General features: G+C 72.8%; 18 protein-coding genes, 1 tRNA gene and 1 other RNA gene. 17 read left to right on the forward strand and 3 right to left on the reverse strand.

From position 1 onward, the window contains the following. The first annotated feature begins 32 nt into the window (after positions 1 to 32). Positions 33 to 554, forward strand: coding sequence for a hypothetical protein (locus tag V7S47_RS24545; RefSeq protein WP_336564061.1), 522 nt, complete (start codon positions 33 to 35; stop codon positions 552 to 554). A 3-nt stretch (positions 555 to 557) separates the two neighbouring features. Here V7S47_RS24545 and V7S47_RS24550 read toward each other — a convergent pair whose 3' ends face one another. Continuing rightward, complete coding sequence (locus tag V7S47_RS24550) at positions 558 to 1,349, reverse strand: IclR family transcriptional regulator (RefSeq protein ID WP_090854194.1); 792 nt, start codon at positions 1,347 to 1,349, stop codon at positions 558 to 560. A gap of 208 nt (positions 1,350 to 1,557) precedes the next feature. On the opposite strand from V7S47_RS24550, the gene kduI reads away from it, so the two are divergent. The 10 genes from kduI (at position 1,558) to V7S47_RS24600 (ending at position 17,204) form a co-directional block, all read left to right on the forward strand. Next, complete coding sequence (gene kduI, locus V7S47_RS24555; protein WP_244509338.1) at positions 1,558 to 2,340, forward strand: 5-dehydro-4-deoxy-D-glucuronate isomerase; 783 nt, start codon at positions 1,558 to 1,560, stop codon at positions 2,338 to 2,340. Continuing rightward, complete coding sequence (gene kduD, locus V7S47_RS24560; RefSeq protein WP_090854189.1) at positions 2,337 to 3,116, forward strand: 2-dehydro-3-deoxy-D-gluconate 5-dehydrogenase KduD; 780 nt, start codon at positions 2,337 to 2,339, stop codon at positions 3,114 to 3,116. The genes kduI and kduD overlap by 4 nt, the downstream gene beginning before the upstream one ends. A 121-nt stretch (positions 3,117 to 3,237) precedes the next feature. Beyond that, positions 3,238 to 4,326 carry a sugar ABC transporter substrate-binding protein gene (locus tag V7S47_RS24565; RefSeq protein ID WP_336564062.1) on the forward strand — a complete coding sequence of 363 codons (1,089 nt, stop codon included), beginning with the start codon at positions 3,238 to 3,240 and terminating at the stop codon, positions 4,324 to 4,326. A gap of 98 nt (positions 4,327 to 4,424) precedes the next feature. Then, entirely contained in the window at positions 4,425 to 5,336 is a 912-nt protein-coding gene (locus V7S47_RS24570) for an ABC transporter permease (RefSeq protein ID WP_336564063.1), read from the forward strand. Beyond that, the gene (locus V7S47_RS24575; protein WP_336564064.1) at positions 5,333 to 6,895 is read left to right on the forward strand and encodes a sugar ABC transporter ATP-binding protein; all 1,563 of its coding nucleotides are present in this window, start codon (positions 5,333 to 5,335) and stop codon (positions 6,893 to 6,895) included. Before V7S47_RS24570 ends, V7S47_RS24575 begins: the two co-directional genes overlap by 4 nt. Next, positions 6,896 to 7,891 (forward strand): ABC transporter permease, encoded by a 996-nt coding sequence (locus tag V7S47_RS24580; RefSeq protein ID WP_336564065.1) that lies wholly within the window; start codon positions 6,896 to 6,898, stop codon positions 7,889 to 7,891. It begins immediately after the preceding gene. Between the two features lie 44 nt (positions 7,892 to 7,935). Continuing rightward, the gene (locus V7S47_RS24585; RefSeq protein WP_336564066.1) at positions 7,936 to 9,429 is read left to right on the forward strand and encodes an aldehyde dehydrogenase family protein; all 1,494 of its coding nucleotides are present in this window, start codon (positions 7,936 to 7,938) and stop codon (positions 9,427 to 9,429) included. After that, positions 9,426 to 10,073 (forward strand): bifunctional 4-hydroxy-2-oxoglutarate aldolase/2-dehydro-3-deoxy-phosphogluconate aldolase, encoded by a 648-nt coding sequence (gene eda, locus V7S47_RS24590; RefSeq protein ID WP_336564067.1) that lies wholly within the window; start codon positions 9,426 to 9,428, stop codon positions 10,071 to 10,073. The genes V7S47_RS24585 and eda overlap by 4 nt, the downstream gene beginning before the upstream one ends. Then, positions 10,070 to 11,167: a sugar kinase gene (locus V7S47_RS24595; RefSeq protein ID WP_336564068.1), complete on the forward strand. Its 1,098-nt coding sequence runs from the start codon at positions 10,070 to 10,072 to the stop codon at positions 11,165 to 11,167. The genes eda and V7S47_RS24595 overlap by 4 nt, the downstream gene beginning before the upstream one ends. A 391-nt stretch (positions 11,168 to 11,558) precedes the next feature. Continuing rightward, complete coding sequence (locus V7S47_RS24600; RefSeq protein WP_336564069.1) at positions 11,559 to 17,204, forward strand: LamG-like jellyroll fold domain-containing protein; 5,646 nt, start codon at positions 11,559 to 11,561, stop codon at positions 17,202 to 17,204. A gap of 210 nt (positions 17,205 to 17,414) precedes the next feature. Here the strand turns inward: V7S47_RS24600 and V7S47_RS24605 are convergent, their stop codons facing one another. Continuing rightward, on the reverse strand, positions 17,415 to 17,642 hold the full coding sequence (locus V7S47_RS24605) for a tautomerase family protein (RefSeq protein ID WP_336564070.1): 228 nt from the start codon (positions 17,640 to 17,642) through the stop codon (positions 17,415 to 17,417). 159 nt (positions 17,643 to 17,801) lie between these two features. Between V7S47_RS24605 and V7S47_RS24610 the strand changes: the two genes are divergently transcribed. The 4 genes from V7S47_RS24610 to V7S47_RS24625 all read left to right on the forward strand — a co-directional run bounded on the left by V7S47_RS24610 (position 17,802) and on the right by V7S47_RS24625 (position 23,684). Beyond that, entirely contained in the window at positions 17,802 to 18,428 is a 627-nt protein-coding gene (locus V7S47_RS24610) for a YcnI family copper-binding membrane protein (protein WP_336564071.1), read from the forward strand. Further along, entirely contained in the window at positions 18,425 to 20,092 is a 1,668-nt protein-coding gene (locus tag V7S47_RS24615; RefSeq protein WP_336564072.1) for a copper resistance CopC/CopD family protein, read from the forward strand. Before V7S47_RS24610 ends, V7S47_RS24615 begins: the two co-directional genes overlap by 4 nt. 75 nt (positions 20,093 to 20,167) lie before the next feature. Next, on the forward strand, positions 20,168 to 22,306 hold the full coding sequence (helR, locus tag V7S47_RS24620) for an RNA polymerase recycling motor ATPase HelR (RefSeq protein WP_336564073.1): 2,139 nt from the start codon (positions 20,168 to 20,170) through the stop codon (positions 22,304 to 22,306). Between the two features lie 172 nt (positions 22,307 to 22,478). Next, positions 22,479 to 23,684 carry an MFS transporter gene (locus V7S47_RS24625; RefSeq protein ID WP_336564074.1) on the forward strand — a complete coding sequence of 402 codons (1,206 nt, stop codon included), beginning with the start codon at positions 22,479 to 22,481 and terminating at the stop codon, positions 23,682 to 23,684. 40 nt (positions 23,685 to 23,724) lie between these two features. On the opposite strand, the gene V7S47_RS24630 is transcribed toward V7S47_RS24625, so the two are convergent. Further along, positions 23,725 to 23,814, reverse strand: a tRNA-Ser gene (locus V7S47_RS24630). Positions 23,815 to 23,907: 93 nt separating this feature from the next. Between V7S47_RS24630 and ffs the strand changes: the two genes are divergently transcribed. Both ffs and V7S47_RS24640 read left to right on the forward strand, forming a co-directional pair. Next, positions 23,908 to 23,998, forward strand: an RNA gene (ffs, locus tag V7S47_RS24635) — signal recognition particle sRNA small type. Between the two features lie 193 nt (positions 23,999 to 24,191). Further along, positions 24,192 to 26,015, forward strand: a 1,824-nt coding sequence (locus tag V7S47_RS24640) for a DNA polymerase III subunit gamma and tau (protein WP_336564075.1), incomplete at its 3' end; no start/stop codon positions are given.

The following is a 26,015-nucleotide window of genomic DNA, read 5'->3' on the forward strand; positions in this document are numbered from 1 at the left end:
CCCGGCGGTCGCGATCGCGGTTGGCTGGTGCGGTGCACGACGAGACGCTGCCCGGCGACGAGCTGCTCCCCGACGCCGACCGGGTCACGACCCGCGAGATCGCGATCGCGGCGCCACCCGCGGCGGTCTGGCCCTGGATCGCACAGCTGGGCCAGGGCCGGGCCGGGTTCTACAGCCACGCCTGGTTGGAGAACCTGGTCGGCTGCCGGATCGTCAACGCCGACCGGGTCGTGCCGGAGTGGCAGGACGTCCGGGTCGGGGACGAGGTGCGGCTGCACCCGCGGGTCGCGCTCGCGGTCCGGGAGGTCCGTCCGGGGCGGGCGCTGGTCCTGAGCGGGCCGGAGCCGACCGGCCGGTCGCGGCTGGAGTACGACTTCGGCTGGGCGTTCGTGGTGCTCCCGGACAGTGGGACCGGGGGCTCCCGGCTGGTGGTCCGGGAGCGTTACCGCTGCCCGACGCGCGCGGCCCGGGTGCTCGTCGCGGTGCTCAGCGGGGTCAGCGGCGTGATGAGCGCGCGGATGCTGCGGGGCATCCGGGACCGGAGCGTCCGGTAGGGGTCAGCGGACGATGCTGTTGTCGTTCACGACAGACAGGCGGGCCTTCACGCTCAGCAGGGTCTCGATGATGAAGTCCTCGCGGCCGTCGCCGAGCCGGCTGATCGGCACCGCGACGCTCATCGCGTCGACGGCCTCGCGCCCGAAGGGCAGGGTGACGCCGAAGCAGCGGACGCCGAGGCAGGACTCCTCGCTCTCCACGGCGTAGCCGACCTGCGAGGCGCGGTCGATGATGTCCAGCACCGCGCCCTTGTCGGTCGTGGTGTGCGTGGTCATCGGGGCGATGGAGTCCGGGACGTGACCGGCCCGCTCGTCGAGCGGCTGCTCGGCCAGGATCGCCCGCCCGAGGGCGGTGGCGTACGCCGGGAGCCGGCGACCCACGGCGGAGTGCATCCGCAGCGGGTGCGCGGACTCGCGCTTCGCGGTGTAGATGACGTGGGCCCCGTCGAGCCGACCGAGGTGGACGGTCTCCTCGGTGGCGGCCGCGACCTCGTCGAGCAGGTGCGAGGCCCGGGCCAGGACGGAGTCGCCGTCGAGGAAGGCGGAGCTGACGACCAGCGAGTGGATGCCGAGCTTGTAGACGCTGCCGGTCGGGTCGGTCTCGAGCCAGCCGCGGTCGGTCATCGTCCGCAGCAGCGCGTGCAGGCTGCTCTTGGGGATGCCGAGTCGCGTCGAGAGCTGGAGCTGGGTGCCGGGTCCGTTGGCGGCGATCTCGTCCAGCAGATCGAGCGCGCGCGCTGCCGACTTGACGGGGGCGGCGGCGGGGCCGCCGTTGATCGTCTTCTCCAGCTGCATCGCGGAGGGCCTTCCGAGGTGATGGTCAGGTCGTCGGTCAATGGTGGCATGACAGTACGCCAGTTCACATCCGTAAACCAGTTTCGATCACTTGACCTGTGATGACGGCCACGTGTACGTTCCTGCCAGTTCACATAGCCGAACGTAGTTCATAAGACCGAGGAGTTCCCGCGTGATTCAGGTCCGATATTCCACAGCCCCTTCGAGCGTGGAGACAGCGTCCGCCGCGGACCTGCGGGACAACTTCCTCCTGGCGGACCTGTTCGTCGCCGGGGAGGTCCAGGGTGTCTACACCCACGACGACCGGATGGTGGTGGGCGGCGCCGTACCCGGCACCGGCCAGCTCGACCTGCCGGCCTGGACCGAGGTCCTCGGTGCCGAGAAGCACCTGGAGCGTCGCGAGCTCGGCGTCATCAACGTCGGCGGCTCGGGTCACGTCCTGGTCGACGGCGAGAAGTTCGAGCTCGACCACCTCGACGGCCTGTACGTCGGCCGCGGCAGCGACGTCACCTTCGCGGGTGCCGACGCCGCCTTCTACTTCGTCTCGGCGAACGCCCACGCCACGCACCCGGCGGTGCTGCTGAACCACCAGGAGGTCGAGCCGGTCGCGCTCGGCACCCCGGCGTGCGCCAACGAGCGCAGCCTCTACCGCTACGCCTGGGGGCAGGAGCTGCAGACCTCGGTCCTGCAGTTCGGCGTCACCGTCATCTCCGACGGCTCCGTCTGGAACACCTTCCCCCCGCACCTGCACGACCGGCGCACCGAGGTCTACATGTACGTCGACCTCCCCGAGGACGACCGCGTCTTCCACTTCATGGGCGAGCCGGGCGCGACCCGCCACCTCGTCCTGCGGAACCGCCAGGGCGTCATCTCGCCCCCGTGGTCGATCCACTCCGGCGCCGGCACCGGCTCCTACGCCTTCATCTGGGCGATGGCCGGCGAGAACAACGCGTACACCGACCTCACCCCTGTCTCCCTGGAGGACCTGTGACCACCCAGACCGCCACCGAACGGCGTTCCCCCTTCGACCTGCACGGCAAGACCGCGGTCGTGACCGGGGCCGGCCGCGGGCTCGGCCAGGGCGTCGCGCTCGGGCTGGCCGAGGCCGGCGCCGACCTGGTGCTGGTCGGCCTGGCCGGCAGCCAGGACGGCACCCGCGACCAGGTCGCCGAGCTGGGCCGCGAGGTCGAGGTCATCGACCTCGACGTCTCCGACCACGCCGCCATCGAGCGGGTGTGTGCCCAGATCACGGCCACGCACGAGGTCGACATCCTCATCAACAACGCCGGCATCATCGAGCGAGAGGACACCGTCGACCTGACTCCCGAGTCCTGGAACCGCGTGGTCGACATCAACCTCAGCGGACTGTTCTTCCTGAGCCAGCACCTCGGCCGCCCCATGGTCGAGCGCGGGCACGGCAAGATCGTCAGCATCGCGAGCCTGCTCGCCTTCCAGGGCGGCATCCGCGTCATCTCGTACGCCGCCAGCAAGCACGGCGTCGCCGGCATCACCAAGGCCCTCGCCAACGAGTGGGGCGCCGCCGGGGTGCAGGTCAACGCCATCGCGCCCGGCTACATGGCCACCGACAACACCACGGCGCTCCGCGCCGACGCGGACCGCTCGCGCGCGATCCTCGAGCGGATCCCGGCCGGTCGCTGGGGCACGCCCGACGACATCGCCGGTGCGGCGGTCTTCCTGAGCTCGTCGGCGGCCGACTACGTGAACGGGCACGTCCTGGTCGTCGACGGAGGGTGGATGGCCCGCTGATCGTAAAAGTGACCCCCGCCACACCGCAGTAAGCAACCCGCATTAATCTCCGCAACAGCGGACCCCTGACCTCTCGGGCCAACCGCCGGAGCATCTGGCGTCAAGAAAATGAGGATCAACGATGAACTTCAAGTCACGTCCCGCAGTCGCTCTGCTGAGCCTGTCGCTGGCGGCCATCGCGCTGACCGGCTGCAGCGAGGAGTCGAACGCCGGCACCGGCGGCAGCGACAAGGCCGGCGCCTGTGACCCGGCCGACGTCAAGCTGGTCGGCCAGGTCCGCAACGAGTCGAACCCCTACGAGGCCTCCTGGCTCGACGGTGGCGACGCGTTCGCGAAGTCGGTCGACCTCGAGCAGCAGCGGCTGACCTACGACGGCGACTCGACCAAGCAGCAGGAGCAGATCACCCAGCTCCTCGCCGGTGACACCGACTGCCTGGTCATGAACATCCTGCCGAACGGCGACTCGGACACCCCGCCGATCGTCGAGCAGGCCCAGGAGGCGGGCGCCTACCTGGTGACGCAGTGGAACAAGCCGGCCGACCTGAACGTCACCGACTACGACCACTGGATCAGCCACATCACCTACAACGGTGTCGAGTCCGGCAAGCAGATCGGTGACGCGCTCGCCGAGGCCATCGGCGGCTCGGGCGGCATCATCGCTCTGCAGGGCATCCTCGACACCGGTGCGGCCAAGGACCGGTTCGCCGGTCTGGAGGAGTCCCTCGCGGCCAACCCCGACGTGAAGCTGCTCGACCAGCAGACCGCCAACTTCTCCCGCGCCGAGGCGCTGGAGGTGACCAAGACGCTGCTCACCAAGCACGGTGACGACGTCAAGGGCATCTGGGCCGCGAACGACGACATGGCGCTCGGCGCCCTCGAGGCCCTCAAGGCCGCCGGCAAGGAGGGCGAGATCGCGGTCGTCGGCATCGACGCCGTGCCCGACGCCCTCACCGCCATCGAGAGCGGCGCGATGACCGCGACCGTCTCGAGCGACGGCCCGTGGCAGGGCGGCATCGGCCTGGCGGCCGGCTACTGCGTCGCCACCGGTGAGCTCGACGTCGCCGACATCGCCGACGAGGACCGCGCCTGGTTCGCCGAGCAGTTCCTCATCCAGCAGGACAACGTCGCCGAGTACCTCTCCCCGGTCACCGACGAGGCCGACTTCGAGTGCGACAACGTCTTCAGCCGTTCGCAGGGCGCGATCTCGTGACCATGACATCCCCCGCCGAGGACGTCGACGTCGCCGCGGCGCGCCCCCAGCCTCGGCGGGGGGTGTCCCTCCGGGACTCGGGTCCTCCCCTCGCCCTGGTGGTCATCTTCGTGGCCTTCGCGGCCCTGAGCTCGGACTTCCGCAGCATCGGCAACGTCCAGAACATCATGGACACCGCCGCCGTCCTCGCCGTCGTCACGTGCGGCATCACCTTCGTGCTGATGATGGGCTCGATCGACCTGTCGGCCCCCGGCGTCATGGGCGCCGCCGCCATCGCGGTGGCGCTGCTCGTCGCCAACAACCGCAACGGCAACGAGCTCGGCATCATCGGGATCCTGCTCGCGATCCTGCTCGCGGCGGCCCTGGGCTGCGTGAGCGGGTTGGCGCTGGTGCTGCTGAAGGTGCCGTCGTTCATGACCACGCTCGGCGTCTCGGCCGTCGGCCTCGGCCTCGCGACCCTGATGTTCAACGGCGTCCAGCCGAACATCACCGACGGCACCCTGGCCAGCTGGCCGGTCGAGCGGCTCCTCGGGCTGTCCTACCTGACCTGGATCGCCTTCGCGTGCGTTCTAGTCGGCTACCTGATCCAGCGCTACACCCGGCTCGGGCGCTACGCCTTCGCCATCGGCGGGGCCGAGGAGGTGCTGGCACTCTCGGGCGTCAAGGTGGCGCCGTACAAGGTCGCCGTCTTCACCCTGGCCGGGGCGTTCTACGGCCTCGCCGGGGTGATGGTGACCAGCCAGCTCAGCGCCGGCCTGGTGCAGGCGGGCAAGGGCTACGACTTCGCCGCCATCACCGCCGCCGTCGTCGGCGGCACCCTGCTGACCGGCGGCCGGGGCGGCATCCTCCACTCCGCCGTCGGCGTCCTGATCGTCATGGTGCTGACCAACGGCCTGGTCCAGGTGGGCGTCAGCCCGTACTGGCAGGGCGGCGTCCAGGGCCTCATCGTCGTCGCCGCGGTGGCCGCCGCGGTGCTCCCGCAGCGTCGTAGGAACCAGGTGACCAAGTGATCCCCCCGGCGAATCCCGAGATCGGCCAGCAGCCGCACCCGATGGTGCCCGCGCTGGAGGTGAAGAACCTCGTCAAGCACTACCCGGGCGTCAAGGCCCTCGACGGCGTCGACCTGGTCGTCCGCCAGAACGAGGTGCTCGGCCTGGCCGGCGAGAACGGCGCGGGCAAGTCCACCCTGCTCAAGGCGCTGGTCGGCCTGGTCCGTCCCGACTCCGGCGAGATCTGGGTCCGGGGCGAGAAGGTGCGGCTGCGCAGCGTCGTCGAGGCCGCCAACCACGGCATCGGCATGGTCTTCCAGGAGCAGTCGCTGGTCCCCAACCTCACCGCGGCCGAGAACATCGTCCTCGGCTCGGAAGGGGCGGGCGTCCGCGGCGGGGTCTACCGCTGGGAGACGATGCGCAAGCTGGCCCAGGAGCAGCTCGACAAGATCGGCTCCGACATCAACCCGCTCGCCCGGACCGACACGCTCTCGTTCGCCGACCGGCAGATGGTCGAGATCGCGAAGGTGCTGCGGATCGAGCAGCGCAGCCAGCACCCGCCGGTGATCATCCTCGACGAGCCCACCTCGGTGCTGGAGTCGAAGGAGATCGAGACCCTCTTCACCCAGGTACGACGCCTGCGCGAGTTCGCCTCCGTCGTGTTCGTCTCGCACCGCCTCGACGAGGTGCTCGACGTCTGCGACCGGGTGAGCGTGCTGCGCGGCGGCCAGTCGGTGGGGGAGGTGGCGACCGCGGGTGCGGCGCCCGCCGACCTGCACCGGATGATGATCGGGTCGACCGGGTCCGACGACCACTACCACGACCAGGCCTACGAGCGCTCCGCGGAGCCGCTGCGGCCGATGCTGTCGATCCGCGGCCTGTCCGGCAAGACGTTCCGCGACGTCGACCTCGAGGTCGCAGCCGGCGAGATCGTCGGGATCGTGGGCGTGCACGGCTCCGGCCGCGAGGACGTCTGCCGGGCGCTGTTCGGCGCTGAGCCGACGCTCGCCGGCGAGGTGACGCTCGACGGGAAGAAGCTGGACCTGTCCAGCACCCGCGCCGCGGTCGCCGCCGGCATCGGCTACGTGCCGGCCGAGCGCAAGATCGAGGGCATGGTCGGCCCGATGTCGGTCGCCGACAACATGACGCTGACCAAGCAGCAGTCCCGCTGCGCCGGTCCGATCGTGATGCCGAAGAGGCAGTCGTCCCTCGTGGACCGCTGGATCGAGCGGCTCTCCATCCGCACGCCCCACCGCGGCACCCAGATCCAGCGCCTCTCGGGCGGAAACCAGCAGAAGGTGGTGCTGGCCCGCTGGCTGGTGGCCGGTGACATCCGGTTGCTGCTCCTCGACCACCCGACGCGCGGCCTCGACATCGGCGCGCGCTCGGAGGTCTACCGGCTGATGCGCGAGCTCGCCGACAGCGGCGTCGCCACGGTGCTGCTCGCCGACAGCCTCGAGGAGGCCATCGGCATGTCCGACCGGATCGTCGTGATGAGCGACGGCAAGGCCACCAAGCACGTCCCGTGCCCCTCCGGCGACAAGCCCACCCCGCTCGACCTCGTCAAGGAGATGGTCTAGGTGTCCACCCCCGTCATCGCCCAGCCCGCCGCCGAGCCGGTCGTGGTCAAGGGCGGGCCCACCCCGGCGCAGCGGCTCACGTCGTTCATGCCGGTGATCGCGCTCGTCGCGCTGCTCGCGGCGCTGACCATCGCGGACCCGGACTTCCTCACGCAGAAGAGCCTGACCGCGGCCATCCGCACCTCGGCGCCGCTCGTGGTGCTCGCCGCGGGCGCGACCCTGGTCGTGCTGTGCGGCGGCATCGACCTGTCCATCGCGGCCCTCGCGTCGCTGTCGACGGTCTTCTTCGCGATGTGGCTGCCCGACCTGGGCGGCCTCACCACGCTGACGGTCATCGCCGCGGCGGCCGGCATCGGCGCGATCCAGGGCATCGCCCACGTCGTGCTCCGCATCCCGTCGTTCATCGTGACGCTCGGCGGCATGAGCATCTTCTCGGCGGTCGCCCTGGTGATCTCCGACGCCGGCCCGATCCGGGTCGTCGACCGGGACGCCACCAACTGGCTCACGCTGTACGTCGCCGGCTACATCCCGATGGCCTTCTTCGTGGCCGTCGTCGTGGTCGCGGTCATCGCGCTGGTCCTGAAGCTGACGCCCCTGCAGAGCTACATCACCGCCACCGGCTACTCGGAGTCGGCGGCCCGGCTGGCCGGCACGCCGGTCGACCGGGTCAAGGTCGGCGCGTTCACCGTGTCCGGCGCCTGCGCCGGCCTGGCCGCGGTCATGCTCGTGTCCCGCAACTTCAGCGGCAGCCCGACCATGGCCGACAACCTGCTGCTCCCGGCCGTCGCCGCGATCGTCGTCGGCGGCACCGCGATCACCGGTGGCCACGGCAGCATCTGGCGCTCGCTCGTCGGCGCGCTCGTCATCACCCTGCTCCGCGTCGGGCTGCCGATCGTCGGCGTTCCCTCGGCGTACGAGCAGATCCTCTACGGCGCCATCATCGTGGCCGCCGTCGCCCTGACCCTCGACCGCTCCAAGGTGCTGACCATCAAGTAGTCGCACCTCCTCCCCTGTATCGCACCCACCACCTGGAAGGCACCATGTCGTACGACCGCCCCGAGCTCCTCCCCGCCGTCCGCTCGTTCCTGTCCTCGCCGAAGCAGCTGCTGATCGACGGCGAGTGGGTCGACGCCAAGGACGGCAAGACCTTCGCCACCGTCGACCCCGCCACCGAGCAGGAGCTCGTGCAGGTCGCCCAGGCCTCCGCCGTCGACATCGACCGCGCGGTCGTCGCGGCCCGCAACGCCTTCGAGTCCCCCTCCCCGTGGTCGCGGATGACCCCGCGCGAGCGCTCGCACCTGCTGTGGCGCATCGGTGACCTGATCGACGCCCAGGCGGAGGAGTTCGCCCAGCTGGAGTCGCTCGACAACGGCAAGAGCCTCGCGTCCGCGCGCGGCGACGTCGGCGTCGCGGCCGAGCTGTTCCGCTACTTCGCCGGTTGGGCGACCAAGATGGAGGGCACCTCCATCCCGATGTCGGTCCCCGGCAAGGAGTTCCACGCCTACACCCGCCGCGAGGCGATCGGCGTCGTCGCCGGCATCGTGCCGTGGAACTTCCCGCTCACCATGGCCGCGTTCAAGGTCGTCCCGGCCATCACCGCCGGCAACACGGTGGTCCTCAAGCCGGCCGAGCAGACTCCGCTCACCGCGCTTCGCCTCGGCCAGCTGCTGCTCGAGGCCGGCGTCCCCGCCGGCGTCGTCAACGTCGTGCCCGGGTACGGCGACGCGGGGGCCGCGCTGGTCGACCACCCGGACGTCGACAAGGTCGCCTTCACCGGCAGCACCGAGGTCGGCAAGAAGATCGCGGCCGGCGCCTCCAAGAACCTGAAGAAGGTCTCCCTGGAGCTCGGTGGCAAGGCGCCCAACATCATCTTCGCGGACGCCGACCTCGACGCCGCGGTCGCGGGCGCCGCCCTGGCCGGCTACTTCAACGAGGGCCAGTGCTGCGTCAACGGCTCGCGCCTCTACGTCCAGCGCTCGGTCTTCGACCAGGTCATCGAGGGCGTCGCCGCGGCGGCCCGGGCGATCACGGTCGGCAACGGCTTCGACTCCGCCACCACGATGGGTCCGCTGGTCTCGCAGGAGCAGCACGAGAAGGTCATCGGCTACGTCCGCGGCGCGATCGCCGACGGGGCGACCATCGCCGCCGGCAGCGGCGACCCGGCCGCCGACCAGGGCTACTTCTTCCGGCCGACCCTGATCACCGACGTGACCGAGCAGATGGCCATCCAGACCGACGAGATCTTCGGCCCGGTCGTCACCGCGATCCCGTTCGACACCGAGGACGAGGTCGTCGCGGCCGCCAACAACACCGTCTACGGCCTGGCCGCGGGCGTCTGGTCGAAGGACCTCGGCACCGCCCACCGGGTCGGCTCCAAGCTGCGCGCCGGCACGGTGTGGCTGAACACCTGGCACGCCGACGACGTCACCCTCCCGCGGGGTGGCTTCAAGCAGTCCGGATGGGGCCGCGAGCTCGGGTCGTTCGGCCTGGACGACTACACCGAGCTCAAGACCGTGATCGCCGAGCTCCGTTGAGCCTGCTCGACGAGCTCGGCCGGCACCGCGTCGTCCCGGTCGTCGTCCTCGACGACGCCGACCGGGCCGACGACCTCGGTGCCGCGCTGGTGGCGGGCGGGCTGCCCGTCGCCGAGGTCACCCTCCGCTCCCTGCGGGCGGGGGCGGTCCTGGCCGCCCTCGCCGCGCGCGGGGACGTGCTGGTGGGGGCGGGCACGGTGCTCACCCCCGACCACGTCGACCTCGCTCGCGACGCAGGGGCCGGCTTCATCGTGTCGCCGGGCCTCAGCGCCGACGTCGTACGGCGCTGCCGCGAGGTCGGCCTACCGGTGATCCCGGGGGTCAGCACGGCGACCGAGGTGATGGCCGCGCGCGAGCTCGGCCTCGACACGGTCAAGTTCTTCCCGGCCGAGGCCAGCGGCGGCGCGCCCGCGGTCAAGGCCCTGGCGTCGGTGTTCCCGGGGCTCGGCTTCATGCCGACCGGCGGGATCACCGAGGCCACCGCGCCGGCGTATCTCGCCCTGCCGGCGGTCACCGCGGTCGGCGGCAGCTGGATGGTCGCGCCCGACCTGCTCGCCGCCGGCGACTGGGACGAGGTGACCGCACGGTGCGCGGCCACCCGCCGGCTCGAGGCGCCGCTGCCCGCCGGCGGCCCGGCGCCGTGATCGCGCTCCGCCCGCAGGCCGAGTGCGAGCTGGACGTGGTCGCCCTCGGCGAGGTGATGCTGCGCCTCGACCCGGGGGAGGGGCGGATCCGGACCGCCCGGCGCTTCGACGTGTGGGAGGGCGGCGGCGAGTACAACGTCGCCCGCAGCCTGAGCGCGGTCTTCGGGCTGCGCTCGGGGGTCGTGACCGCCCTGGTCGACAACGAGATCGGCCGGTTGGTCGAGGGCCTGGTCCGCCAGGGCGGCGTCGACACCTCGCTCATCCGCTGGGTGGACTTCGACGGCATCGGCCGCGCCGCCCGCAACGGGATCAACTTCGTCGAGCGCGGCTTCGGCGTACGAGGGGCCCTCGGCGTCTCCGACCGCGCCGGTACGGCGATCAGCCAGCTGCGCCCCGGCGAGATCGACTGGGACGACCTGTTCGGCCGCCGCGGCGTGCGCTGGCTGCACACCGGCGGCGTGTTCGCCGCGCTGGCCGACGGGACCCGGGCCGTCGCCGAGGAGGCGATGGCCGCGGCCCGTCGGCACGGCACCGTGGTCTCCTACGACACCAACTACCGCCCCAGCCTCTGGGCCGGTCGCGGCGGCTCCGACCGCGCACGCGAGGTCAGCACCGCGCTGGCCCGGCACGCCGACGTGCTGGTCGGGCATCCGAGTGACTTCGTCCTCGGGACCGGCGACCCGGGCGACCCGGGCGACCCGGGCGACTCCGTTCCCCCCGAGGAGCGGTTCGCGCGCCTCGTGGCGGTGCTGGCCGAGCAGATGCCGTGGGTGTCGGTCGTGGCGACCACCCTGCGCGTCGTGCACTCGGCCGGCGACAACGACTGGCAGGGCATCGCCTGGTCCCCGGGGTCCGGCGTGCTCACCTCCGTCGCCCGCGACCACCTGGCGGTCCTGGACCGCGTCGGGGGCGGCGACGGGTACGCCGCCGGGCTGCTGCACGGACTGCTCGAGGGGGAGTCGTTGGCGACCGCCCTGGAGCTCGCCGCGGCCCACGGCGCGCTCGCGATGACCACCCCGGGTGACACCTCCATGGCGACACGGGAGGAGGTCCACGCGCTGGCGCTCGGCGGCAGCGCGCGGGTCCGCCGCTAGCGACCCGACCCCGCAGACACCTCCGACGCAGCACCGGCGACGACGCCGGCCCCCGGGCCGACGTCGCTGCCGGGCACCCGTCGTCGAGAGCGAGGTGGGGCCGGCCTGGCGGCTTGAAGTTCGTATATATGAACGAAATCAAGAATCTGTTCACAAATCGGGACATAGTTCTTGACTCTGATGTGACGACCGCCATACGTTCGCTCGACTAGAGGGTGTTCGGACTTCGGGGCCGCCCCTCCAGAACGAGCCGAACCCCAGTCAAGGGAGCCCCATGAACGTGCTTCGCAGGTCTGTCCGCAGACGTGCTGCAAGGCGGCTAAGCCGCTCCGCCACACGCCTCCTCGTCCTCGCCGTCGGCCTGGTCGTCGCCCTTCCGGTGCTCGCCGCCGTGAGTGCCTCGCCCGCCACGGCCGCGGCCGACGACGGCAAGCTCAGGATCCTTCTGTTCTACAAAGAGAACTTCCACGCCTCGCAGGCCCAGGCCCGCGTCGCCGTGAAGGAGCTCGCCGCGAGCATCGCGAGCGAGTACGGCCAGACGCTGGAGATCCAGGAGACCGACAACCCGGTCGTGTTCACCCCGGAGAACCTCGCCACCACCGACGGCATGGTCTTCGTCCAGACCGGCGGGGTGCTCTTCAACGGCGCCCAGCGCACGGCCCTGGAGAACTACATCCGCGGCGGCGGCGGCTTCGCCGGCATCCACTACACCGGCTGGTCGGTGGGCACCAGCGAGCACGACGAGAACCCCTTCTACCTGCGCCTCGTCGGCGCGATGTCGGAGGGTCACCCGGAGAACCCCGGTGTGCGCCCCGGCACGGTCAAGGTCTCCGCGACCGGCCACCCGCTGACCGCCGGCATCGACGCCAGCTTCAGCCGCAGCGACGAGTGGTACGACTGGACCCTCAACCCGGCGCCCAACGTCAAGACGCTGCTCGAGGCCGACGAGATGTCCTACGGCAGCCTCGGCCGCCAGGGCACCAAGCACCCGATCACCTGGTGCCAGACGATCGACAGCGGTCGGTCCTGGTACACCGGCATGGGTCACGAGGGCACGGCGTACAGCGAGCCGGTCATGCGCCAGCAGATCCGGCACGGCATCGCCTACGCCACCGGCCTGCTCGCCGCCGACTGCTCGCCCCCGAAGAAGGACGTCGCCGGCGCCTGGAGCGGCGTGAAGCCGTGGCCGCTGATGCCGATCAACATGGCCCTCACCTCCGACGGCAAGGTCCAGTCCTTCGGCAGCGTCGGGACCGCGACCTGCAACGACAACGCCCTCTACGACTTCACGGGCAACAGCTGCGTGGTCCAGGGCGGCCAGACCGAGATCGACGTCTGGGACCCGAACGGACCCGCGCGCACGGTCGAGAACCTGCGCACCGGCATCGTCCAGAACGCGACGTACACCGACCTCTTCTGCTCGATGCAGGTCCAGAACCCGCACACCGGCGCCACGATGACCGTGGGCGGTGACGACGGCCTGGGCGGCAACGACCCGAACGACGCCGCGATCGGCGTCACGAGCTACACGACCAACCAGGGGCTGCGCAACGAGGCTCCGATGAACTACCCGCGGTGGTACCCGACCGGCACCACCATGCCCGACGGCTCCATCGTCGTGCAGGGCGGCAGCTCGCGCGGCGGCCCCGGCGGCCCCGGCGTGCTGACCCCGGAGATCTACACGCCCGACTCGGGCAACGGCTGGAAGGCCCTCACCGGCGCGACCAGCGGTGCGGCGTACGGCGACGGCGGCGCCGACCACGCCGGTGACGACGAGAACCGCTGGTGGTACCCGCGGGCCTTCGTCGCCCCCGGCAGCGGCAAGCTGTTCAACATCAGCGGCACCCAGATGTTCGAGCTGGACCCGAGCGGCAACGGCACGCTGACCCTGCGGGGCACCCTGCCGACGGCCGCGGCCAACCAGGGCGGCACCCTCGGCCGGCCCGTGGGCGCGACGTCCACGGCCACCATGTACCGCCCCGGCAAGATCCTCCAGGTCGGCGGCGGCGCCTGGTCCAACGGTGGCGGCGGCGCCGGTGCGCGCGGTGCGTTCACCGTCGACATCACCGGCGGCACGGCCAACCCGGTCGTCCAGGCCACCGACCCGATGCAGTACCAGCGCCACTGGGCCACCTCGACGGTGCTGCCCGACGGTGACGTCCTGGTCACGGGCGGCAGCCGCGACAACAACGGCGACGGCGGCTACGTCACCAACCCCGAGATCTGGGACCCCGAGACGGGCGACTGGACCACGATCGAGGTGCCGGCCGAGCGGGCCCGCCTCTACCACTCGTCGGCGCTGCTGCTGCCCGACGGTCGGGTCATGGTCGGCGGCGGCGGGGCCCCCGGGCCGCGCAACTACACCGACGTCGAGTACTACTCCCCGTCGTACCTCTTCGACGGTGACAGCCCGGCCGCGCGGCCGACGCTGTCCTCGGTCCCCGACAAGGTCGGGTACGGCGGCACCTTCCAGGCCCAGGCCACCGGCACCGTCTCGCGGGTGACCCTGGTCCGCAACGGCTCGGTGACGCACGGCTTCAACAACGACCAGAACTTCCAGGACCTGCAGTTCACGCAGAACGGCGGCGCGCTGACCATCACCGCCCCGCAGGACGGCACCTACGCCCCTCCGGGCGCCTACATGCTGTTCGTCTTCAACGCCGCGGGCACCCCGTCGGTCGCGAAGATCCTGGACATCGACCCCGCGGTGAAGCAGGACCAGCGCACCCCGCAGGTCGTCGACCAGTTCGAGTACCCGCGGCTCCCCGCCGACTGGCGTGGCGGCAACCCCGCCCAGGTCGTCGACGTGGCGGCGGGCGCGCCCCGGATGAACCCGTGGAGCGTCAAGAGCGACGTCCAGCTGGTCCGCGGCATCGCGGCCAGCCAGGGCGGTCTCGGTGCCCAGGGCTACCACCTGGGTCTCGGTCAGTCGGGTCACCTCGAGCGCCGGCTCACCGGCCTCGACGTCGGTCGTGAGTACCGCGTCTCGCTGCGGTACGCCCGGGACAGCCGGGTCGCCGGCACCGGGTCGGCCACGGCCCAGCTGGCGGTCGCCGGGCTAGACGCGACGCTGACGGCCACCACGGCCAACCCGTCGCAGGGCAAGGCGGGCACGTTCGCGACGTACGTCGGCACCTTCACGGCGACGAAGCGCTCGGAGGTCCTCACCCTGAAGGCGCCGGGCTCGGGCGCGGCGATGATGATCGACGACCTCGTCGTGATCAGCCAGGACCCGGGCACCGCCGACGTGCCGATCCGCTACCAGTTCGAGGAGGGCACCGGGCAGACGGTGGCCAACACCGGCACCGACTCCGGGGTGGGCCCGGCCGTGCTGACCGGCACCGCCGGCTACGCGAACGACGGCGTGTTCGGCAAGGCCCTGTCGATGACCGGTGGCAGCAACGTCAACGCGGTCGACCTGCCGGACAACCTGCTGCGCAACGAGACCGACTTCACCACCTCGTTCTGGGTGCGTCCGTCGGCCAAGCAGAACTGGATCGGGATGTTCCACATCGGCGACGACCTCGGCGACAACGGGAGCTTCTTCCAGATCCAGATGCAGACGCAGGCGGCCGGCAACACCGGACTCGCGGCGACGTTCAAGAAGAAGGGCTCGACCCTGCAGGAGCGGGTCTACGCGACCCCGACCAAGGACGTCGTCGCCAACCGGTGGAACCACGTCGCCTTCACCCGGACCGGCACCACCGGCACCCTCTACCTGGACGGCGTCCAGGTCGCGCAGCGCACCAACCTGACGCTCACCATGGCCGACATCGGTGCCACGGCGAACAACTGGCTGGGTCGCAACGGCTACCCGGACCCGGCATACAACGGCGCGATGGACGAGGTCCGGCTCTACCGGTCCGCGCTCGCCGCGTCCGACATCGCCGCCCTCTACGAGGACGGTGCGGCCCTGCGCACCACGACGACGGTCACGGCTTCCCCGGCCTCGCCGTCGCCGGCCAACGAGCCGGTGGTCTTCACCGGCACGGTGCAGGGTGAGAACAGCCAGCCGGCCGTCGGCTCGGCCGAGCTCTGGGTCGACGGTGCGCAGGTCGGCGCCGGCGTCCCGCTCGCGCAGGGCGTCGCCACGTTCCCGGGCCACGTCATGGGCCGCGGCAACCACCAGGTCGAGGTCCGGTACCTGCCGGACACCGGCTACCGCGCCTCGACGGGGACGCTCACCCACGAGGTGCTGCGCCCGCCGCCGGGCTCGGGCGTCCCGATCCGGTACCCGCTCAACGAGGGCACCGGGACGACGACCGCGAACGTCGGCACCAGCACCACGGTCGGTGCCGCCCAGCTCCAGGGCTCCTCGGCCTGGACCACGCAGGGCAAGTTCGGCCGCGGGGTGAACCTGCCCGGCGGTGCGTCGACGACGAACAGCCACATCCGACTGCCCGACAACATCCAGGAGGGCATGGACGAGGAGTTCAGCATCTCGATCTGGACGAACCCGCGGGCCCTGCCCAACTGGGTCCCGCTCGTCCAGATCGGCAGCAGCACGGACACGTTCTTCCTGCTGCAGTCGAGCACCCAGGCCGGTCCGAACGGCTCGGGCTCCGGGTTCGCCGCCACCTTCAAGAAGGCGGGCAACGGCAACCAGGAGCGGCTGACCCTGGGGGCGGGCAACGACGTACCGCTGAACCAGTGGACGCACGTGGTCTACACGCACAGCGGCACCACCGGGAAGATCTACTTCAACGGTGAGCTGAAGGCCACGCGGAACAACTTCACGTTCGACATGAGCGACGTGGGGGTCAACGGCACCACGACGGCGAACTGGATCGGTGGCACCAGCTGGCCCGACCCGCGCTGGAACGGGGTGGTCGACGAGTTCCAGATGTACGACTACGAGCTCACCCCCGAGCAGATCGCGACGATCGGCAACGGTCCGGTGAACACGGCTCCGACCGGGGTCGCGGACACCTTCACCACCGGTGAGGACACCCCGCTCACCGTCCCGGCGCCGGGCGTGCTCGGCAACGACACCGACGACGAGGGCAACACCCTCACGGCGACGAACGCCACCCAGCCCGCCCACGGCTCGGTGACGCTCGCGGCGAACGGGTCGTTCACCTACACGCCGGACCTCGGGTTCCACGGCACGGACACCTTCACCTACACCGCGTACGACGGGACGACCGCCTCGGCGGTCACGACCGTCACCCTCACGGTGACGAAGGCGCCCAACACCGCCCCCGAGGCGAGCGACGACGCGTACACGACCGACCAGGGCGATCCCCTCACGGTCGCGGCACCCGGCGTACTCGCCAACGACAGCGACGCCGACGACGACGAGCTGACCGCCACGAACCTCACCCAGCCGGACCACGGCACGGTGGAGCTCGCGGCGAACGGGTCCTTCACCTACACGCCGGACGCCACGTTCTTCGGGACCGACGCGTTCACCTACACGGCGCACGACGGTGAGGACGACTCCGAGCCGGCGACCGTGACGATCACGGTGGAGAAGGGCCCGGAGGCCACCACGGTCTCGGGCACCACCGCCTCGGTCGTCTACGGCCGGGCGGGCAGCGTGCAGGTCCGGGTCGCGCCGGCCACCGCCGGTGGTCGGGTCGAGCTGGTCCACGGCTCGAAGGTCCTCGGGGCGGGCACCCTCGCCTCGGGCCGGGCCACGATCGCGCTGCCGGCGAAGTCGCTGGTGCCGGGGTCGTACCGCCTGAGCGTCCGCTACGTCGGCGACGCGGGGCACCGGGCCTCGACCGGGGCGGTCCAGGTGCGGGTCGCGAAGGCGACGCCCACGCTGAAGGTGACGGCGCCGAAGTCGGTCAAGCGCGGGGCCCGGCCAACGGTCAAGGTCACGCTCTCGGCGACGGGCGGCGTACCCCTGAGCGGCACGGTGACCGCGAAGGTGGGCGGCAAGACCGTCAAGGGCACCGTCCGGGGCGGCAAGGTCACGCTGCGGCTGGCCAAGGCCACCAAGGCGGGCACGCTGAAGGTCACGGTGACCTACGCGGGCAGCAGCCTGGCGAACAAGGCGGTGAAGACCGTCAAGATCAAGGTCAAGCGCTGATCACGACCTGATCGAACGAGCGGGCCCGGAGGACGACGTCCTCCGGGCCCGCTGCGTTCGTCCGTCAACAGGTCGCCCTCCCCACCGGCGCCGTTGCGCTGGTGGTGGGTGGTCGGGCCCGGGGGCACGCGGGCGGCCCTCCGGACACAAACAGACCGGCCGGCGATCCCCGTGGGATCGCCGGCCGGTCTCGTGGAGGAGCAGGCGGGGTCAGGACCCGTCGGCGAGCGCGGCGACCACACCGGCGCGGCTGTCGTCCTCGCTGGCCAGCACGCCGCCGTTGGCGACGATGTCGGGAGTGATCTCGCTGAAGACCATGCGGACGTCCTGGCGGCGGGCGCCGAGGATCTCGACCGCGTCGTCGGCCACGGCCCGGGCGAAGGCGCGGCGCTGCTCGAGGGTGCGGCCGGCCAGCAGCTCGACGGTGATGTTGGGCATGGAGAGGGGTCCCTTCGTTGGTGGCCGCGTCCGGGAGTCAATCCACATGAGCGACCTAGGTTCGTCATCCTGAACCCTAGAGACGATTCACATTCTTGACAAGAGTTCAGTGGGCTGGTTCAGTGCGCTGGGTCACATCGATCAGGACAGGACGTGAACGTGGACCGGCGGCACCTCTCCACCCGCGCGCGCCGGGCGGCGCTCGTCGTCGCGCCGGGCGCGGTCCTGTCCGTGGGGCTCTCCGTGGGCTTCGCCGCCCCGGCCGCCGCCCACGTCACCATCTCTCCCTCCACGACCGCGGCCGGCGAGGTCGCCGTGCTCCGGGTCGCCGTCGAGCACGGCTGCGAGGACTCGGCCACCACCGAGGTGGCGATCCGGCTCCCCTCAGGGATCAGCGAGGCGGCTCCCGCCCCGCACCCGCTCTGGGAGGCCGAGACCGTCCCGGCGCCGGAGGGGTCGACCTCGGTGGTCTTCCGCGCCGACCGGCCGGTCCCGGACGGGCAGGCCATCGAGCTGGAGCTGGAGGTACGGCTGCCCGAGACCGGCGGCACGCTCGTCTTCCCCACCGTGCAGACCTGCGAGAGCGGCGAGCTGGCCTGGCTGGAGACGGCCCCGGACGGGACCGACCCGGAGCGCCTCGAGCTGCCGGCGCCCACGGTCGTCGTGACCGAGGCCGACGCCGACGGCCGCAGCACCACCTCCCTGGCGGTCGGTGTCCTCGGCGCCGGTGTCCTCGGCACCGCCGTCGTCGGCGGCGTGCTGGCCCGGCGGCGCCGGCGCCCATGACCCGACCCCTCCCGCAGGTGCGGCGGAGCGGCGTGCTCCTCGCCCTGGTGGCCCTGGTCGCCGCCCTGGTGCTCGGCACAGCCGCGCCCGCGAGCGCCCATGCCCTGCTGGTCAGCACCGACCCGGTCGAGGGCTCGGTGCTGCCCGAGTCGCCCGAGCGGATCACCCTCACGTTCAGCGAGGCGGTGACCTCGGTCCCCGACGGGGTCCACGCGTACGACGCCGCCGGCGAGCCGCTCGGATCCGCGGTCGAGGTGAGCGGCGAGGAGGTCGGCGTCGTCCTCGACGAGGAGGTCGCCGAGGGGACCGTGGTCGTCGTGTGGCGGGTCCTCTCCGACGACGGTCACCCGGTCAGCGGCTCGCTCACCTTCTCCGTCGGTGCGCCGAGCCCCACGGTGGTGCCGCCGCCGGACGTGGACACGTCCACCTCCGACGTACCGCCGGAGCTGAGCGCCGCCCGCGGCGTCGGGTACGTCGGGCTGCTCCTCGCAGTCGGCCTGGTCGGCTTCGCCCTGCTGCTCCTGCCGGGCGACCGCACGGCGGACAGGGCCCGGCGGCGGCTGGTGGTCGCCACCCGGGGCGCGACCGCGGTGACCGCCCTGGCGTGGCTCGTCACCCTGCCGCTGACCGCGACGTACCAGCTCGGGGGCCAGGGCTCCTGGACCAGCGGGGACGCCTGGGCCCTCCTCACCCCCACGGAGTACGGCGTCGTCGCGGCGGTCGTGCTCGGCACCGCGCTCGCCGTGCTGCTGCTCGGCGACGGCCGCCCCGGTCGGGCCCGCACCCGAATGGCCCTCGCCGCGGCCGCCGTCGCGGTCGCGGCCCCGGCCCTGACCGGCCACACCCGCGCGGCCCCGCCGGAGCTACTGGCGATCGGCGCCGACGTGGTCCACCTGGTGGCCGGCAGCGTCTGGCTCGGCGGGCTGGTGGCGCTGGTGCTGGTGCTGCCCGACCTGGCCGGGCGGGGCGAGCTGGGGGCCGAGGTGCTGGCCCGCTTCTCCGGGGTCGGGGCGGTGGTCCTCGGGGTCCTGGTCGTCACCGGCTCGGTGCTGGCCTGGCGGATCCTCGGGTCGTGGGGCGGCCTGGTCGACACCGGCTACGGCCGGCTGCTGCTGGTCAAGATCGGGGCCGCGGCCGTGGTCGCCGCCCTGGCCGCGTGGAACCGGTTCGCGCTGGTCCCGCGCTTCCGCCGGGCCGAGCGCCGTCGCGACCGCCGCTCAGGTGCCGAGCTGGTCGTCCGCACGACCTTCGCCGAGGCCGGCGTACTGGTGGCGCTGCTGCTGGTCACCGGGGTCCTCGTCGACACCAGCCCCGAGACCGGGCGGGCGGCGGTCGAGGCGGCCGACACCGGTCCGCACGAGGGCCAGCTCGGTCCGTACGAGATCGTCGCGGCCATCTCGCCGCACACCGTCGGCCCCAACACCGTCACGGTCCAGGTCCGCGACGGCGGGGCGCCGATCGACGCGCTCGAGGCACCCCGGGCCCGGCTCTCGACCGACGACGTCGACCTCGGCGCGCTGGCGCTGGAGAAGGTCGGGATCGGCACCTACTCCGCCGAGGTGGTGGTCCCCGCGGCCGGCCGGTGGGACCTGCAGGTGTCGCTGCGGACCACCGAGTTCGACAACCCGGTCACGTCGCTGCGGTTCACCGTGTCGGAGCGGTGAGCCCCTCCACTCTCAACGTATAGCGCAGCAGGGGGCTTGCGGCAAGACCCCTGGGCGGACCCAGAATCTCCCGCCGTGACGACCGTCTTCGCCCTTCCCGACCACCTCTCCGTCAAGGCCGACCCCCGTCTCGTCGGCGCTGACGAGCAGTACTTCGCCGCCCTCGCGACCAGCCTCGAGCGGTCGGTCGCCGACCTGACCGCGCGGCTGGACGAGGCCCGCCGCGCCCCCGCCGGGCACGGCACCGCGGCCCTGGAGCGCGATCAGGAGGTGCACCGGCTGACCGCCCGGCTGCGGACCCTGCGCCGCTTCGGGCTGGACCTCTGCCTGGGGCACCTGGTCCCCGCCGACGGCGGCGCCCCCGTGTACGTCGGCCGCCTCGGCCTGACCGGTGCCGCGGGGGAGCGGCTGCTCCTGGACTGGCGCTCGCCCGCGGCCGAGCCGTTCTTCGGCGCCACCCACGCCGACCCGATGGGCCTGGCCAGCCGGCGCCGCTACCGCTGGACGCTCGGGCGGATCAGCGACTACTGGGACGAGGTCTTCACCCCCGACGGGTACAACGGCCACGCCGCCGCGCTCGACGACCAGTCGGCGTTCATCGCCAGCCTGGGCGCGGACCGGTCGGACCGGATGCGGGACGTGCTCGGCACCATCCAGGCCGACCAGGACGCGATCATCCGGGCCGGCTCCCTGGGCGCGCTGGTCGTCGACGGCGGGCCGGGCACCGGCAAGACCGTGGTCGCGCTGCACCGCACGGCGTACCTCCTGTACGCCGACCCGCGGCTCGGCCACCGGCGCGGCGGGGTGCTCTTCGTCGGGCCGTCGGCGCCGTACCTGACCTACGTCGGGGACGTGCTGCCGAGCCTCGGCGAGGAGGGCGTGCAGACGGCCACGCTGCGCGACCTGGTGCCCGAGGGCGCGACCGCGGTGCCGGAGACGGACCCGGAGGTGGCCCGGCTGAAGGCGAGCGCGGCGATGGTCGCGGCGATCGAGCCCGCGGTGGCGCTCTACGAGGAGCCGCCGACCGAGGGGTGCGTGGTCGAGACGCCGTGGGCCGACCTGTGGCTGAGCGCCGAGGACTGGGCCGAGGCGTTCGGCTCGCCGGATCCCGGCACGCCGCACCACGAGGCGCGCGAGCAGGTCTGGGAGGCGCTGGTGACGATCCTGGTGGACGCGTGCGAGGACGCGGACGTGCCGGAGGACCAGCTGCGGCGGGCGCTGCGCCGCAACGACGACCTGGTCGACGCGTTCGGCCGGGCCTGGCCGATGATCGAGCCCACCGACCTGGTCGGCGACCTGTGGACGGTGCCGGCGTACCTGCGCCGGTGCGAGCCCTGGCTGGCGCCCGAGGAGGTCCGGGCCCTGCAGCGCCGCGACCCGCACGCCTGGACGGTGGCCGACCTGCCGCTGCTCGACGCCGCCCGGCTGCGGCTCGGCGACCCGGGGATCTCGCGGCGCCGGCGGCGCGCGGAGGCCGCCCGGGCCGCCGAGCGGGCGGAGATGGACCGCGTCGTCGAGCACCTGGTCGCCACCGACGACTCCGAGATGCACCTGATGTCGATGCTCCGCGTGGAGGACATGCAGGCCAAGCTGGTCGACCAGGACGCGGTGCCCGCCGCGGACCCCGACCTGCTGGCCGGCCCGTTCGCGCACGTCGTGGTCGACGAGGCCCAGGAGCTCACCGACGCGGAGTGGCAGATGCTGCTGCGCCGCTGCCCCTCGCGCAGCCTGACCGTCGTCGGCGACCGGGCCCAGGCCCGGCACGGGTTCGTGGGGTCGTGGCCGGAGCGGCTCGCGCGGGCGGGCCTGGACCAGGTCGAGGTCGCGTCGCTGAGCATCAACTACCGCACGCCCGAAGAGGTGATGGCCGAGGCCGCGCCCGTCGTACGGGCGGCGGTCCCGGACGCCAACGTCCCGACGTCGGTCCGCAGCACCGGCGTCCCCGTCCGTCACGGCGGTACGGCGGAGCTCGCCCGCGTGCTGGACGACTGGCTCGCCGCGCACCCGGACGACGGCACGGCCTGCGTCATCGGCGCCCTGTCGTACCGCCCGACCGACCGGGTCCGCTCGCTGACCCCCGAGCTGGCCAAGGGGCTGGAGTTCGACCTGGTCGTCCTGGTGCGCCCGGCGGAGTTCGGCACCGGCGTCTCCGGCGCGGTCGACACCTACGTCGCGATGACCCGGGCCACCCAGGAGCTGGTGGTCCTCAGCTGAGGGCCGGTCCCGTCACGCCCACGACCATCGCCGCCGCTGACCGGATTCCGGTCCCCCACGTCCGGGCGGAGGTGAGAGCCTTGCGGTCGCGTCTCGGGGCCCGGACCAACGTCCAGGCCGTGGTGGAGGCGGTCCGGCGGGGAGTCATCGAGGCGGGCCAGAGGGGGGAGTGATGGGGGGAGCCGGGCGCACCGGCCTGGTGGTCGGGCTGGCGTCGTACCTCGATGCGGGGGCGCTGGTCACCTCGGGCCTGGCCGTCGGCGGCATCTACGCCGACACCCTGCCCCTCGGGGACGGCGCGGTCGGTGCGCTGCTCGGGACCCAGACCCTGGCCTTCGCCGGCGGTGCCGTGGTCGGCGGTCGACTCGCCGACCGGATCGGCCGCCGCCGGGTCCTCCTCGTCTCGCTCGTCCTCTACGCCCTGGGCGTCGCGCTGCTGGCGGGCGCCCAGGGGACGGCGACCCTGGCCGTGGGGCTGCTGCTCTCCGGCCTCGGCATCGGGGCCGACCTGCCGTCGTCCCTCGCCCTCGCCAGCGAGTCCGCGCCCCCGGGGCGCAAGGCTCGGCAGGTGGCCCTCACCCAGGTGTTCTGGGGCGTGGGCATCGGCGCGACGGGACTGCTCGCCCTGCTGCTCTCGCCCTGGGGCGAGGCCGCCGCCCGGCTGCTCTACCTGCACCTGCTCCTCGTCGCGCTGGTCACGCTCGGCCTGCGCCTCTCGGTCCGCGAGACCGTCGAGTGGACCGCGGCGCGCGCCGCCCGCCCCGTCGTGCCGGTCGTGCCGGTCCGGGACCGGCTCGGGCCCCTGCGCGGTCCGGCGGCCACCGCGGCCCTGGCGACCGGCCTCTACTACACGCTGTGGACGCTGGGAGCGAACACCCTCGGCCAGTTCAAGCCGTACCTCTGGGTCCAGGTCCTGGGCGGGAGCGCGGGCGGCGCCTCCGCCCTGCTCCTGCTCGCCCTCCCGCTGGGGCTGACCGGATCCCTCGTGTTCGCCGCGGTGGCCGACTCCGGGCGTCGTACGCGGTGGGTCGCCGTGGGCTCGCTGACCGTGGCGGCGGGCTGGGCGCTGCTGCTCGTCGTCCCCGGCCGCGCGACCTTCGTGCTCCTCGTCGCCGTCTCCGCGCTCGGCGCGACCCTCGCCGGCGAGTCGCTCTACAAGGTGGCGACGCAGGAGCTGGTCCCGACCCTCCAGCGCGCGACCGTCCAGGGCCTCACGATGGCCGTCGCCCGGGTCCTCGCCGCCGGGTTCGCCGTCGTCACCCCGGCCCTCGCCCGGGCCGATCTGTCCCTGCTGGTCGGGATCGTCCTGGTCACCCAACTGCTGGCCGCCGGGATCGCGCTGGCCTGGCTGCCCCGCCTGCGGCAGCGGGCCGCTTGAGCAGAACGGCGCCGTACGAAGTCGCACGGCGCCGTTCCGGTGGCGGAGGATAGGGGATTCGAACCCCTGAGGGCTTTCACACCCAACCCGCTTTCCAAGCGAGCGCCATAGGCCACTAGGCGAATCCTCCGCGGAGGAGCGTACCCGTCGCCCTCGGTGCGGGTGAAATCCCCCTCGCCCCCTCGCTTTGGTGGCTCCGGGATCACTCACCTACACTCGGGCCAACCCCCCGTGTGGCGGCATCTCGCCCAACTCCCCCAGGGCCGGAAGGCAGCAAGGGTAAGTGAGCTCTGTCGGGTGCGCGGGGGGCCTTTTCATGCCCCCACGCCCGAGCCCGCGAGGGCGTGGAGAAGGGCAGGAGGTCGGGTAGCGCAGGGTGGCATCACGAGCGCAGCGAGTGAGGGCACCCGCGCGTATCGAGACCCCGTCCAGCTCTCGCGAGCCGACGGGCCCCACGTCGTACGACGCCCGCTACCGACTGTCGGACCCGGTCGTTAGTGTTCTGGCGTGGAGTCCCCCCTCGCGCTGTACCGCCGCTACCGGCCGGAGACGTTCGCCGAGGTCATCGGCCAGGACCACGTGACCGCGCCGCTGCGGTCCGCGCTGGCCAACAACCGGGTCAACCACGCCTACCTGTTCTCCGGCCCGCGTGGCTGCGGCAAGACGACGAGCGCCCGGATCCTGGCCCGCGCGCTCAACTGCGAGCAGGCGCCGGTGGCCGACCCGTGCGGCGAGTGCGACAGCTGCCGCGACCTGGCCCGCGGGGGTCCGGGCTCGATCGACGTGATCGAGATCGACGCCGCCTCCCACGGTGGCGTCGACGACGCGCGCGACCTGCGGGAGAAGGCGTTCTTCTCGCCGGTGCGCAGCCGCTACAAGGTCTACATCATCGACGAGGCCCACATGGTGACCACGCAGGGCTTCAACGCCCTGCTGAAGCTGGTCGAGGAGCCGCCGCCCCACCTGCGGTTCATCTTCGCCACGACCGAGCCGGAGAAGGTGCTCCCGACGATCCGGTCGCGGACCCACCACTACCCGTTCCGACTGATCCCGCCGCGGCTGCTGTCGTCGTACCTCTCCGAGCTCTGCGAGAAGGAGCAGGTCGCCATCGAGCCGGCCGCGCTGCCGCTGGTGGTCCGCGCGGGCGCCGGGTCGGCGCGCGACACCCTGTCGGTGCTCGACCAGCTGCTCGGCGGGGCCGGCCCCGAGGGGGTCACCCACGACCTGGCGACCGGGCTGCTGGGCTACACGCCGGACACCCTGCTCGACGAGGTGGTCGACGCGTTCGCCGCCGCCGACGGCGGTGCGGTCTTCGGCGTCGTCGACAAGGTGGTGGAGACCGGCCAGGACCCGCGCCGGTTCACCGAGGACCTGCTGCGCCGGCTGCGCGACCTGGTGATCGTCGCGGCCGTCCCGGAGGCGACGGCCTCCGGCCTGATCGACGTCTCGGAGGACCAAGGGGAGCGGCTGGTCGCCCAGGCGGCCCGCTTCGGCGCCGCCGAGCTCAGCCGCGCCGCCGACCTGGTGGCCACCGGGCTGACCGAGATGCGCGGCGCGACCGCGCCCCGGCTGCTGCTGGAGCTGATCTGCGCCCGGGTGCTGCTGCCCGGAGCCGACCACTCGACCGCCGGTGTCATGGCCCGGGTCGACCGGCTCGAGAAGCGGCTCACCATCACCGGCGTCCCGTCGGCCGCGGTCGCCGCCCCGGCCCCGCCCGCCCCGCCGGCCCAGGACCGCCCGGCCGACGTCAGCGTCGCCTCCGACCGGGCCACCGAGGCGGCCCCGCCGCCGACCCCGCCGGTCGAGTCGCGCCGTCCGGTCGACACCCCCGCGGCGCCGGCCGCGCCGCCTGCGCCCGAGCGGCAGCCCGAGCCCGTGCCCGTGCCCGCGCCCGAGCCCGCGCCGGTGGCGGCCCCCGCCCCGGTCGCGGCTCCGGTGCCGGCCGCGCCCGTCTCGGCCCCGGCGGCCGGTGGCCTGACCCTGGTCGAGGTCCGCCGGCTGTGGCCCGACATCGTCGAGGCCACCAAGCTGCGTCGGCGGGTCGCCTGGATGATCCTCACGCAGAACTGCCAGGTGGTCGCGGTCGAGGGCAAGGTCGTCACCATCGGCTTCTCCAACGCCGGCGCCCGCGACTCGTTCGTCCAGGGCGGCTGCGACGAGGTCTTCCGCCAGGCGGCGATCGACGTCGTCGGGGCCGACTGGAAGGTCGAGACCATCGTCGACCCCGGCACCCAGCCCGGGTCCGGCGGTCAGCCGGCGGCGCCCGCTGCTCCGGCGCCCGCCGCCCCGACCCCGGCCGCGCCGGCCGACGTGGCGCCCGCGGCCCCGGCC

The sequence above is a fragment of the Nocardioides sp. CCNWLW216 genome (genome assembly GCF_037120545.1).
Classification (GTDB): Bacteria; Actinomycetota; Actinomycetes; order Propionibacteriales; family Nocardioidaceae; genus Nocardioides; species Nocardioides lianchengensis.